Origin of the sequence: Olsenella kribbiana (assembly GCF_036408795.1) — a bacterium.
GTDB classification, from domain to species: Bacteria; Actinomycetota; Coriobacteriia; order Coriobacteriales; family Atopobiaceae; genus Olsenella_L; species Olsenella_L kribbiana.
Window position 1 is genome coordinate 285307 of sequence record NZ_JAZGJP010000001.1, and the last position, 12943, is coordinate 298249.

The following is a 12943-nucleotide window of genomic DNA, read 5'->3' on the forward strand; positions in this document are numbered from 1 at the left end:
GCTCTCTTCTTCTCAGCCTTGCTATGAAAAGAGCCCCTGCACGAAGCAGAGGCTCTGAGCAGATCTTGTCTTCGCTCCTACCGGAAGTTCACGTTCGGATCCTGGTCCTTCAAGACGACGTCGTGTGCTCCGCCCTCGACGAGCGAGGTTGCGCTCACAAGCGTGAGCTTTGCCTTGTCGCGAAGCTCTTTGAGGTTGAGGGCACCGCAGTTGCACATCGTGGAGCGGACCTTCAGGAGCGAGCCATCGATGTTCTCCTTGAGCGAGCCCGCGTACGGGACATAGGAGTCGACGCCTTCGACAAAGGAGAGGCCCTTCTTCTTGCCGCCGAGGTCGTAGCGCTGCCAGTTGCGGGCACGGGCAGAGCCCTCGCCCCAGTACTCCTTCATGTAGGAGCCATTGACATTCACGCGGCGGGTCGGGGACTCGTCGAAGCGTGCGAAGTAGCGGCCGAGCATCATGAAGTCAGCACCCATAGCAAGGGCAAGCGTCATGTGGTAGTCGTAGACGATGCCGCCGTCAGAGCACACCGGCACATAGACGCCGGTCTCCTTGTAGTACTCGTCACGGGCACGGCAGACATCGATGAGAGCAGATGCCTGGCCACGGCCGATGCCCTTCTGCTCGCGCGTGATGCAGATGGAGCCTCCGCCGATGCCAACCTTCACGAAGTCAGCGCCGCAGTCCGCGAGGAAGCGGAAGCCTTCGGCATCGACGACGTTGCCAGCGCCGACCTTCACGGAATCGCCGTAGTGGGCACGAATCCAGTCGAGCGTGAGCTTCTGCCACTCGCTGAAGCCCTCGGATGAGTCGATGCAGAGCGCATCGGCGCCTGCCTCGATGAGGGCAGGGACGCGCTCGGCATAGTCGCGCGTGTTGATGCCGGCGCCGACCATGTAGCGCTTGTGGGCGTCGAGGAGCTCGTTCGGGTTCGACTTGTGGGAGTCGTAGTCCTTGCGGAAGACGAGGGAGACGAGGTGCTGATCCTTGTCGACAATCGGCAGCTGGTTGAGCTTGTGCTCCCAGATGATATCGTTTGCTGTCTTGAGCGTCGTGTCGTCGGGAGCGGTGATGAGCTTTTCGAACGGCGTCATGAAGTCGCGGACAAGCTTGCCACGGTCGTCGCGCGAAGGACGGTAGTCACGGGACGTGACGATGCCGAGGAGCTTGCCGTGGCCGGTGCCGTCATCCGTGACGGGCATGCAGGAGTGGCCCGTCTCTTCCTTCAGGTCCATGACCTGCTGGAGCGTCATGTCAGGCGTGAGCGTCGAGTCGGACTCGACAAAGCCTGCCTTGTAGGACTTGACCTCTGCGACCATCGCAGCCTCGGCCTCCACGGACTGTGAGCCATAGATGAAGCTCATGCCGCCCTGCTGGGCAAGCGCGATTGCCAGACGCGGACCGGAGACAGCCTGCATGATTGCAGACACCATCGGGATGTTGAGCGTGATCGAAGGCTCTTCTCCACGCTTGAAGCGCACGAGCGGTGTCTTCAGGGAAACATTGTCCGGAATGCACTCGGATGATGAATAGCCAGGCACCAGCAGGTACTCAGAGAAAGTGTGGGACTCTCCTTCGAAGAATGTTGCCATGAAGCGTTGCCTCCATCTGCTCGAAACGCTACGTCCGTTTTGGTTGAACGGATTGTAGCACCCATCTGCCTATTATTTGCATCCATTCACCTAAAACGGGGAATCGGGCGCAGAACCCGATTCCCCGCATAAGCTCCCCTATCCTTCGTTCATGACATCCTGGAAGTTGACAGCAATGTCATGCTTCGTGGGCACCCACTCGACCTTCTTGAAGAGTGCTACGACCGTGATCGGAATGTACGTCATCATGAACAGCGGGAACGTGAAGATGTTCGTGATGATGCGCCACTTCTTGCGCGCATGGATGTGCTTGCGCTCGGAGACCGTCGTGATGATTGCGAGCAGGAAGAACACGACATACATGGAGCCGAAGGTCATGACAAGAGAGCCGACACACATGAGGAGCTCGCCCTGCGTTGCCAAAAAACCATGGCTTGCCGCGCCGATGCCGAGATAGGCGGCATTCACGAACGCGGAGATGAGCGTCAAGATCATGCCTGGAGCGATGGTCATGAGCAGGTCATAGGAAGCGAACTGCTTCTTGCGGATGCCGTGGGCAAGGTCGCGCACATAGCTGAAGAAGACCTGGTAGAAGCCCTTCGTCCAGCGCATGCGCTGAATCCAGGATGCCTTGAACGTGACCGGCTGCTCATCGAAGAACTCTGCTGGTGCGTAGCCGATCTGGATGTTGTTCGCGGCGCAGAACGTCGAGAACTGGATGTCCTCCGTGAGCAGGTGGAAATCCCAGCCGTGCATGCCGCGGATGATGCTCGAGGAGACAAGCCAGCCAGAGCCCGAGATGGCAGCAGAGGTGCCAAGCTCCATGCGGGCATTGTTCAGGAACTTCGCCTCGCGCAGGAACCAGAGCGCATAGGCTGCAGAGACCCAGGAGGAATCGAAGTTCTTGGAGTTGCGGTAGGACGTGAGGACCAGATAGCCCTGGTCGAAGGCATCGTTCATGATCTTCGTATAGTCAGGCGAGACGATGTTGTCGGCGTCGAAGACGAAGAAGCCGTCATACTTGTCGCCAGTCTCGTCGAGGATACGGTTGAACGCATAGTCGAGGACCCAGCTCTTGCCCTTGCGCACAAGGTCATTGCGCTCCCAGGTGATGGCACCGGCATCGAGCGCTTCCTTGTACGTGTTGTCCGTGCAGGCATCTGCCACGACATAGACGTCCATGAGCTCACGCGGATAGTTCTGCGAGAGGATGGAGCGCACGAGGTTGCCGATGACAGGCTCCTCGTTGTGGGCTGCAATCACGAAGGCATAGCAGTGCTGCTTCTTGGCAGGCGGTATCTTCACGTCGCCGCGTCTCCACACATGCAGGATATAGACGAACTGGTAGAAGTATGCCAGCGTGAAGAACAGCAGCATGATGAAGTTGAAGATTACGATGGGCGTCAGGCCCGCCTTGATCATCGTATATCCCACGAAGCAACCCCTCTTTCCTCAGGCGCACGTCGGGCGCTCTCACAGGGACAGGCCAAGCTCCGGGCACACCTCGCGTCCCCGCTCGGTCTGGCCCATCGAGGTACCTTGAAGTGATTCTAATACATTCAGAAGATCGTCTGGCAGTCTGTCAGCCAACTCTATGGTCTCTCCAGTACATGGATGGTCGAAGCGAATATGCCAGGAGTGGAGGAACTGCCGTGTGAGCCCCTTGTTCTGAAGGAGGCTGCCCTTTCCGTAGAGCGGATCTCCTACAACCGGGTGTCCGATATGGCGCATATGCACGCGGATCTGGTGCGTGCGCCCCGTATAGAGGTGGCACTCGAGGAGGCTGTAGCCTTCATCGCGCCTTCCTGCCTCGAAGCGCTCGAGCGTCTTGAACGTCGTAATCGCTTCGCGTGCCCCCGGATCGTCCGATACCGCCATGCGCAGGCGGTCCTTCGTGGACCTCGCAATGCCTGTCACGATCGTGCCGTCGTCAGGTGCCACATAGCCATGCACGAGCACGACATAGCGCCTGTCGAGGACACGGAGGCGGATGAGGTCCTGGAGCGCCTTCTGCGTCCTGTCATCCTTGGCGGCAACCATGAGGCCCGAGGTATCGCGGTCGAGCCTGTGCACGATGCCGGGGCGCTCCTCTCCCTGGAGCATGCCGAGATGTCCATAGCCGCAGTGAGCGACGAGCGCATTGGCAAGCGTATCATCCACGTGGCCCGGCGCCGGATGGCAGACAAGGCCCGCCTGCTTCGAGAGCACGATCAGATATTCGTCCTCGAAGCGGATATCGAGCGGTATATAGGGATTGGGGGCAAGAGGGCCGCCTACCTCTTCCGGCTCTTCGACTTCGGCCTGGATGCGGTCGCCCAAGCATACCTTCTCGCTCTTCGAGTCGGCATGCGTGCTGTTGATCGTGACGGCACCGGATTCGATGAGCTTGGCGCAGGCGCTCCTCGACGGCATATTGTCCTGAGATGCCAGAAAGCTGTCGAGACGTTCGCCGTCGCCTTCCGGCCCCACGAGAAATGTCCTGAGTGCACTAGCCACGCCTGTCCTCGCCTCCCTCACGGATAAGGCAGATGAGAACGCAGATGACGCCCAGCGTCACGAAGATGTCTGCGACATTGAAGACCGGAAAGTCCATGAACTGGGTCGCGAAGAAGTCTGTGACAGAGCCCTGGACGAGGCGGTCGATCATGTTGCCGATGCCGCCGCCTGCGACAGCGCCAAGCGCGAGTGCGAACGGCACCGAGAGTTCTTCCTTCCAGACGGCGAGAAGAGCCAGGATGAAGATGGCGACAGCTATTGCGACGAAGAAGAAGCCCTTGCCCTCGCCCATCGAGAAGGCAGCGCCTGTGTTCTCCACATGGAGAAGGCGCAGCACGCCGGGAATGAAGGGGGCAGTGTCTCCTGTCTTTGGGAGCGCGCTCCTCACCCAGGCCTTCACGATCTGGTCCAAGATGACAGCCACTGCCGCCATCGCCAGAAAGAGCGTGATCCTTGTCCTTCGTCCTGCCTTTGCCATCCATCCTCCTTCTTCATGAAAAGGCGGCCATGCCAAGCACGGCCGCCTCCTATTGTTGCACGGAATCGCTATGCGCGTGCGTTTGCCTCTTCGACGGCTGCGTGGCAGCGCGGGCAGAGGCCGTCTGCGCCGAGCGTGCGCCAGTTCCAGCAGCGCGGGCACTTCTCGCCCTCGGCCGGAAGCACGGTGCAGGCAAGCTCGTCGCCCTCGGAGAGCTTCACGTCAGAGCAGACGAACGGCTCGGCGAGATCGCAGCCAAGCGCGCCAGCGAGGAGTTCATACAAATCATGCGGCAGCACGAGCTCGGCACGAGCGGCCTGGGACGTCTTCTCGGAAATCGTCCCTGCTGCCTGCGCCTCCTCGTATGCCTTCGTGAAGGCGCTCCTGGCCTCGGTCATTGCGTTGTAGGCCGGCAGGTACTTCTCGAAGACCTCGTCTGCGACCGGATTCTCGAACCAGTCGAGAAGGGCGGCGAACGTCTGGCCGTCCTTGAGCGACTTCGGCAGGTATGCCATGGCCTCGTCGGTCGTGTAGGCAAGGATCGGCTGGAAGTCGTGGATGAGCATCGAGAGGATGTATGCCCAGGTCGTCTGTGCGCTCCTGCGCTCCTTCGAGTCCCTGCCGCCGCAGTACATGCGGTCCTTCGTCGCGTTCAGGTAGCCGTTCGAGAGCTCCGTCACGTAGTCGTAGAGGTTGCGGTAGACAACGTTGAAGCGATACTCGCCATACGCCTTCTCGACAGCCTTGTGGACCTCGCACATATGGGCAAGTGTCAGCTTGTCGTAGGCCGTGAGCTCCTCGAAGGGAAGTCCGTCGGCATCAAGCTCGAACTGGCCCTCGAGCTCGCCGAGGAGGAACCTGAACGTGTTCCTGATCTTGCGGTAGGCATCGCCGACGTGGTCCAGGATCGTGTCGTCGCAGGGGACATCGGTCGACGTATCGACAGAGGCCACCCAGAGACGCAGGACATCGGCACCGCGTGTGTTGCAGACCTTGTTCGGGTCGATGACATTGCCGAGGGACTTGGACATCTTGCGCCCTTTGCCGTCAAGCGTGAAGCCCTGGGAGACGACAGACTTGTAGGGAGCTACGCCGTAGGCGCCCACGCTTGTCATGAGCGAGCTCATGAACCAGCCGCGGTGCTGGTCGGAGCCCTCGAGGTACATGTCGGCCGGGAACTTGAGGTACGGACGGTGCTTGCAGACAGCAGTGTGCGAGACGCCAGAGTCCCACCAGACATCGAGGATGTCCTTGTTCGCCTTGAGGTTGTGGCTGCCGCACTTCGGGCAGACGCAGGCATCGCCGAGGTAGTCCTTCGGATCCTCCGTAAACCAGGCATCGGAACCCTTGGCACGGAAGAGGTCGATGACCTTGTCGAGCGTCTCGTCATTCAGCACGGTCTCGCCGCAGTCCTGGCAGGTGTGGGCAGGGATTGGCACGCCCCAGTTCCTCTGGCGCGAGATGCACCAGTCCGGGCGCTGCTCGACCATGGAGCCGATGCGCTTGATGGAATGGGCCGGATAGAAGCGGACGTGGCTGAGCGCGTCGAGCGCCTCCTTGCGAAGGCCGGTCTGGTCCATGGAGACGAACCACTGGCTCGTGGCACGGAAGATGACCGGCTGCTTGCAGCGCCAGCAGTGCGGATAGGAGTGCGTGATGTCCTCATGAAGGATGAGGGTGCCACGCTCCTGGAGCCACTCGATGATCTTCGGGTTGGCATCGTTCACGTTCATGCCGGACCAGGGGCCGCCTGTGCCCATGCCGTCGCCCTTGTAGAAGTTGCCGTCGTCGTCGACCGGCATCACGATCGGGATGTTGAAGCGCATGCCGGCATTGTAGTCGTCGACGCCGTGGCCGGGAGCGGTGTGGACGATGCCGGTGCCATCTTCGAGCGTGACGTAGTCAGCATAGATGAACTCGCCCTCGACGCCCTGGTCGCCGAAGATCGGCTGCTTGTACTTGTTGTGGCAGAGCTCGGTGCCCGTCATCTTCCAGACAGAGCCGTCAGCGGTGCGGGCAAGCTCGTAGTCGCTGTAGCCGAACTTCTCGCAGTCCTTCTCGACGAGCGCCTCTGCCATGAGCTCGCAGCGTCCGTCAACGACGACGCCGACGTACTCGGCTTCAGGATGGAGGATCACGGCGTCATCGGCAGGAAGGGTCCAGGGCGTCGTCGTCCAGATGTCGACCCAGAGATTTCCCTTGTAGGCCTCGAGTCCCTCCGGCACTGTCGTCATCTCGAAGCGCACGAAGATTGCCGGCGACACCTCGTCGCTGTACTCGATCTCCGCCTCGGCGAGAGCCGTATGGCAGTGCATGCACCAGTGCACCGGCTTCCTGCCACGGTAGATGGCGCCCTTGTCGAAGATGGCTTTGAAGATCTCGACGTCGGTCGCATCGTAGTCATGCGTGTAGGTCAGATACGGATTTGCCCACTCGCCGAGGACGCCGAGGCGCTTGAAGCCCTGGCGCTGCGTGTCGACCTGCTCGACAGCCATCTTGTTGCAGATCTCGCGGATCTTGACGGTCGGGAGCTGGTTGAACTTCTCCGTGCCGAGCTTCTCCTCGACCTTGTGCTCGATCGGCTGGCCGTGGCAGTCCCAGCCCGGAACATACGGCGTCTGATAGCCACGCATGGACCAGTAGCGGTTGATGATGTCCTTCGAGATCTTGTTCTGTGCATGTCCCAGATGGATCGGGCCGTTTGCATACGGAGGTCCGTCATGCAGCACGAACTTCTCGTGACCTTCGTTCTTCTTTAGAAGCAGGCCGTACACATCGTTCTGCTCCCACTGCTCGAGACGTTTGGGCTCATGCTGTGCAAGGCCTGCACGCATGGGGAACCCGGTCTTCGGCAGGTTCATCGTCTTCTTGAACTCGTTAGCCACCTTGAGACCCTCGCTTTCCGGAAAGCTTTAGGGCTTTCCCTCCCAAAGGACGCCTTGCATAAATAAAGCGCCCCGTCCCTCTTGCTGGGACGAAGCGCTGCTTTTGGCACACTTCGCTTGTAGACCACCCAGCGAGCGGAAACTCCGCCGTACTCGGCTGGCCTATGACGGCGGCCAATCCGGTGGTGCCTACTTGCAGGGCTTCTGCGTTCGGGCCACGGCTCCAAGGTGATATTCCCTTCCGCTCCGGTCACGGGATTCCAGCAGCCCCGCTCTCTGGCGGCCGTGCTTGGAAGGTACTCGTCCTCTTCATTGCCTCTGGCGACACATAGTAGCACTCATCGGCCGCCGAAGGCACCTGCTCATATATTCTGGACAGAGAAACGATGCCGCCCTGAAACAATTGCTGCCGGAACGCTCGTGGCGCATCTCTTATATATGCTCTTATATGCTCTTATGCCTTCCGCTCATGGATTTGTCGCATCCTTGCTCAATCTGGTATGCCAGTATGGTCACATCTATGTAGATATGACAAGAAGAAAGCAGAGCATGGGCGAACCAGAACCGGCCGACAGGCGCTATCTCGAGCTTCTCTCAGAGAAGTTCCCGACCGCCCAGACGGCATTCACCGAAATCATCAATCTCGAAGCCATCCTCAACCTGCCGAAGGCAACCGAGCACTTCGTCTCCGACATCCACGGAGAGTACGAGGCCTTCGAGCATATCCTCAACAACTGCTCGGGCGTCATCCGCGAAAGGGTGCGCTCGACGTTCTCTCTGGAGCTCACGACAAGCGAGCAGCAGGACCTCTGCACCCTCATCTATTATCCGCAGGAGAAGCTCCGCCGCATGAAGGAGGAGGGGCGCGCGACCGAGGAATGGTATGCCATCTCCCTTACGCGCCTCGTGCGTCTGGCACGCTACCTTTCGGGCTCCTACACGCGCTCGAAGGTCAGGAAGGCGATGCCCGTCGCCTATGCCTACATCATCGACGAGCTCCTTCACTTCACGCCGGACGAGCGCAAGGTGCGCCAGGTCTACCACGAGCGCATCATCACCTCGATCATCGACACGGGGTCTGCTGACGACTTCATCTGCTCTCTTGCCTCCTTGATCAAGCGCCTCGCGGTCGACACGCTCCATGTGGTCGGAGACATCTATGACCGTGGCCCTCACGCCGAGCTCATCATCGAGCGCCTCATGCGCTACCACTCGGTCGACATCCAGTGGGGAAACCACGATATCCTCTGGATGGGGGCAGCAGCAGGGTCTCCCGTCTGTCTTGCCGCCATCATCCGCAACAACATCCACTACGACGCTCTTGCCATCCTCGAGAACTCCTATGGGATAAGCCTGAGGGAGCTTGCCCTCTTCGCCGAACGCACCTACCAGAAGGACGACGTGCTCTCCCCCTTCGAGAAGGCCATTTCCGTCATCATGTTCAAGCTCGAAGGCCAGACGATCCAGCGTCATCCGAACTGGCAGATGGAAGGACGTCTCCTTCTCGGCAACATCGACAAGGAGCGCGGCTGTGTGCGCATCGGAGACAAGGAGTATGAGCTCGCGACGTCCGACTTCCCGACCGTCGATCCCGAGCACCCCTATCAGCTGAGCGTCGAGGAGTCCAAGGTCATGGCCCATCTCGTCGAGAGTGCACGCTCATCGGAGCGCCTGCAGCGCGACATCGGCTTCCTCTATGACCATGGATCCATGTATCTCGTGCACAACAGGAATGTCCTCTTCCATGCCTGTCTGCCGATGAAGCAGGATGGCTCCTTCAATCCCGTGAAGCACGGGGATACGCTCTATGCAGGCAAGGCCTACCTTGACTATGCAGAGCGTGTCGCAAGGACCGCCTGGCACCAGCATGACCAGCTCTCGCTCGACTGGATGTGGTATCTCTGGTGCGGCCGCTTCTCGCCGCTCTCGGGCCGCGAGGTCAGGACCTTCGAGCGCACCTATGTGAAGGATCAGACTACCTGGAAGGAGCCGAGAGACCCCTACTATGCGCTCGTGAGCAAGCCCGAGATCGCAGACCGCGTGCTTGCCGAGTTCGGCCTCACAGGACCGCACTGCCACATCGTGAACGGGCACACGCCGGTGCACGCCTCGGCGGGCGAGAGCCCCATCCGCGCAGACGGCAAGGTCCTCGTGATCGACGGCGGCTTCTGCCGCGCCTACCACCACACGACAGGCATTGCAGGATACACGCTCATCGCCGAGGCCACAGGCATGCGCATCAAGGCGCACCGCCCCTTCAGCTCCATCCATGATGTGCTCGACCTCAACGAGGACATCGTCTCCGATACCGACAAGTTCGAGTATGAGGAGAGGCCGCTCCTGATCGGCGACACGGACACCGGCGCTGAGATCCGGCAGCAGATAGCAGATCTCAGGGCGCTTCTCGATGCCTACCGATGCGGCCTACTTGTGGAGCACGCCGCACACTGACGGGACGATTTGCCGCATTCTCTCCAGAATTCGGAGATGTGTGTCTCTATTTCTGGCCTTAGGGTACATGTTCTGTCAATGCAGTTGGAAATGGGTGCTCAGGCGCCCGCAAGGAGAAGACGATGGACAACAAGAAGCAACGACAGTCGATGATCTTGTACCTGATCGTCGCTATCGCGCTGATCTTCGGCCTGAACTCGTACTTCAACCCCACCTTGTACCAGCAGGTGACGGATGTAAGCTACAGCACGTTCCTCGAGATGGTCGATGACAACCAGGTCTCCAAGGTCGACCTGGATACCAGCACGAACGAGATCACGTTCAAGGCAAAGGACTCCTCGGGTGTCGAGAAGACCTATTCGACGACCGCATTCCCGAACGATGACGGACTCGTGGACAGGCTCACCGAGCACAAAGTCGACATGTCGGCATCCATCCCGAACGAGAACCAGAACCTGCTCTACTATATGCTCCTGAGCTACATCCTGCCGCTTGCAATCGTGTTCTTCTTGGGCTGGCTCATCAACCGCCGCATGCGCAAGCAGATGGGCGACACGATGGACTTCTCGGGCGGATCGGGCTTTGGCGGCCTTGGAGGAGGCGGCCTCGGCAAGTCCTCTGCCAAGGAGGTCAAGGGCGAAGAGGTCCACACGACCTTCAAGGATGTCGCAGGCCAGGACGAGGCAAAGGAATCCCTGCAGGAGATCGTGAACTTCCTGCAGCACCCTGAGAAGTACAACGAGATCGGTGCACGCTGCCCCCGTGGCGCTCTGCTTGTCGGCCCTCCGGGCACAGGCAAGACCCTCCTCGCACGTGCTGTCGCAGGCGAGGCCGGCGTCACGTTCTTCCAGATCTCCGGCTCCGAGTTCGTCGAGATGTTCGTCGGCCGTGGTGCCGCAAAGGTCCGCGACCTCTTCAAGGAAGCGAACAAGAAGGCTCCCTGCATCGTCTTCATCGATGAGATCGATGCTGTCGGCAAGAGGCGCGACACCTCGATCAACTCCAATGACGAGCGCGAGCAGACACTGAACCAGCTCCTCTCCGAGATGGATGGCTTTGACAACCACAAGGGCATCGTCGTGCTTGCCGCCACGAACAGGCCCGAGACGCTCGACCCGGCACTGCTGCGCCCAGGCCGCTTCGACCGCCGCATCCCCGTCGAGCTCCCCGATCTTGCCGGCAGGAAGGCAATCCTTCAGCTCCACGCGAACGACGTGAAGATGGAACCGGGCATCGACCTCGATGTCATTGCCCGCTCGACCCCAGGCGCTTCCGGCGCTGACCTTGCCAACATCATCAATGAGGCAGCCCTCCGCGCAGTCCGCATGGGCAGGAAGCGCGTCTCCCAGGAAGACATCCAGGAATCCGTCGAGGTCGTCATCGCCGGCGAGAAGCGCAAGTCGACGGTGCTCTCCGAGCATGAGAAGCAGGTCGTCTCCTACCATGAGGTCGGCCACGCTATCGTCGCCGCCACCCAGCGCTCCGATGCTCCGGTCCAGAAGATCACGATCGTGCCGCGCACGTCGGGCGCTCTCGGCTATACGATGCAGGTCGACGAGAACGAGCATTTCCTGTCCACGAAGAAGGACATGGAAGAGCAGATTGCTGTCCTCTGCGGCGGCCGCGCTGCTGAGGAGCTCATCTTCGGCGAAGCCACGAACGGCGCCTCGAACGATATCGAGAAGGCGACGCAGATCGCCCGCGCCATGGTCACGCAGTACGGCATGACCGAAGAGCTCGGCATGGTCGCCCTGGGCCAGCAGAGGAACCGCTACCTCGGCGGCGGATCTGAGCTCACCTGCTCCGAAGGCACGGCCGAAAAGGTCGACGAGATGATCCAGAAGATTGTCGAGGAGGGCCACCAGACCGCCCTCAAGACGCTCCAGGACCACCGCTTCAAGCTCCATGAGATTGCCCGCTATCTCCAGAAGAAGGAGACCATCACGGGCGAGGAGTTCATGGCAATGTTCACGCGCGATGACGGCTTCGCTCCGCGCCCTGCACAGGCCCCGGCCCAGCAGTAGGACATCTGCTCTGCCGCAAGCAAGCGGGAGGCACTCACCAGTGCCTCCCGCTTTTTCATGTCAAGCTATTCTCTTTGCGCTCTCCCCTAGCGCCTGGCGCAGAGCTCCCAGAACGTGACTGCCGAGCTTGCTGCCACATTGAGCGAATCGACGCCGTGGCTCATCGGGATGATAGCGTGCCTGTCGCAGCGCGAGAGCACCTCATCGGAGAGTCCATAGCCTTCAGAGCCGAAGAAGAGCGCCTCATGGAGAGGTTCCTTCAGGGCCGGATCCGAAAGCGGCACCGCATCATCCGTGAGCGCCAATGCCACCGATGCGAAGCCCTTGCGTTCCAGGAGTGCGAAGAAGTCCCCAGGCCATCTGTCCTCCGCCTTTGCCCACGGCACCTGGAAGATCGTTCCCATGGATACCCTCACAGACCGCCTGTTCCAGGGATCGGCACAGCTAGGTGCCACGATCACGCCGTCCACGTCGAGCGCCGCGGCAGAGCGGAAGAGCGCCCCCACATTCGAGACATCGACGAGCCCTTCGAGCACCGCGAGGCGCACGCGCTCCTTCTCTGCGCAGAGGCGCTCCAGAAGCCCTTCTGCGGAAGGCAGCTGCGGGCGCTTCATCGCAGCGAGGACACCACGGTTGAGCCTATATCCTATGACCTTCTCCGACATGTTATGCGGAAGGAGAAGCACCGGCACATCGTCTGGCCAGACAGCCAGAAGGGATGAAATGCTTCCGACCTGCGATTCGTCTGCCAGAAGCGAGAGCGGACGCACGCCTTCCTTGAACGCTACCTCGATAGCGATCTGGGACTCGCAGATGAGAAGGGCACGTTCCGGCTCGAGCTCGCATCTCAGCTGATGGTTCGTGAGCCTCAGATACGGGTCGAGCCTTGGATCTTCGAGGTCTTCGATCAATTCTGGCTTCACGTTCTGGACCTTTCGTTTGAGCTCTGCCGTACGCCTTCCAATGCTGCTACGATAGCATCTCCGGAACCCAAGACAGGAAAGAGAGTCGAAGAGC

8 protein-coding genes are annotated in these 12943 nt (G+C 60.3%); 2 read left to right on the forward strand and 6 right to left on the reverse strand.

Annotation, left to right across the window (positions count from 1 at the left end; translation table 11 throughout):
- Positions 1-77: 77 nt before the first annotated feature.
- From VXJ24_RS01325 to ileS, 5 genes are all read right to left on the reverse strand, one after another.
- Positions 78-1592 carry an IMP dehydrogenase gene (locus tag VXJ24_RS01325; protein ID WP_330971115.1) on the reverse strand — a complete coding sequence of 505 codons (1515 nt, stop codon included), beginning with the start codon at positions 1590-1592 and terminating at the stop codon, positions 78-80.
- A gap of 138 nt (positions 1593-1730) precedes the next feature.
- The gene (locus tag VXJ24_RS01330) at positions 1731-3014 is read right to left on the reverse strand and encodes a glycosyltransferase family 2 protein (RefSeq protein WP_330971163.1); all 1284 of its coding nucleotides are present in this window, start codon (positions 3012-3014) and stop codon (positions 1731-1733) included.
- A 51-nt stretch (positions 3015-3065) separates the two neighbouring features.
- A complete protein-coding gene (locus VXJ24_RS01335) occupies positions 3066-4088 on the reverse strand; it encodes an RluA family pseudouridine synthase (protein ID WP_330971116.1) in 1023 nt (340 codons plus the stop codon).
- Positions 4081-4566 (reverse strand): signal peptidase II, encoded by a 486-nt coding sequence (gene lspA / locus VXJ24_RS01340; RefSeq protein ID WP_330971117.1) that lies wholly within the window; start codon positions 4564-4566, stop codon positions 4081-4083. Before lspA ends, VXJ24_RS01335 begins: the two co-directional genes overlap by 8 nt.
- A gap of 68 nt (positions 4567-4634) precedes the next feature.
- Positions 4635-7451, reverse strand: a complete 2817-nt coding sequence (gene ileS, locus VXJ24_RS01345; RefSeq protein WP_330971118.1) for an isoleucine--tRNA ligase — start codon at positions 7449-7451, stop codon at positions 4635-4637.
- Positions 7452-8000: 549 nt separating this feature from the next.
- On the opposite strand from ileS, the gene VXJ24_RS01350 reads away from it, so the two are divergent.
- Both VXJ24_RS01350 and ftsH read left to right on the forward strand, forming a co-directional pair.
- A complete protein-coding gene (locus VXJ24_RS01350) occupies positions 8001-9902 on the forward strand; it encodes a fructose-1,6-bisphosphatase (RefSeq protein WP_330971119.1) in 1902 nt (633 codons plus the stop codon).
- Positions 9903-10024: 122 nt separating this feature from the next.
- Positions 10025-11926, forward strand: a complete 1902-nt coding sequence (ftsH, locus tag VXJ24_RS01355; RefSeq protein WP_330971120.1) for an ATP-dependent zinc metalloprotease FtsH — start codon at positions 10025-10027, stop codon at positions 11924-11926.
- Positions 11927-12012: 86 nt separating this feature from the next.
- On the opposite strand, the gene VXJ24_RS01360 is transcribed toward ftsH, so the two are convergent.
- A complete protein-coding gene (locus VXJ24_RS01360) occupies positions 12013-12849 on the reverse strand; it encodes a TrmH family RNA methyltransferase (RefSeq protein WP_330971121.1) in 837 nt (278 codons plus the stop codon).
- Positions 12850-12943 lie beyond the last annotated feature (94 nt).

Excerpts from the sequence above, each read along its gene's own strand:
- VXJ24_RS01325 (WP_330971115.1), bottom strand. The coding sequence starts at position 1,592 with ATGGCAACATTCTTCGAAGGAGAGTCCCACACTTTCTCTGAGTACCTG.
- VXJ24_RS01350 (WP_330971119.1), top strand. The coding sequence starts at position 8,001 with ATGGGCGAACCAGAACCGGCCGACAGGCGCTATCTCGAGCTTCTCTCA.
- VXJ24_RS01330 (WP_330971163.1), bottom strand. The coding sequence starts at position 3,014 with ATGATCAAGGCGGGCCTGACGCCCATCGTAATCTTCAACTTCATCATG.
- lspA (WP_330971117.1), bottom strand. The coding sequence starts at position 4,566 with ATGGCAAAGGCAGGACGAAGGACAAGGATCACGCTCTTTCTGGCGATG.
- ftsH (WP_330971120.1), top strand. The coding sequence starts at position 10,025 with ATGGACAACAAGAAGCAACGACAGTCGATGATCTTGTACCTGATCGTC.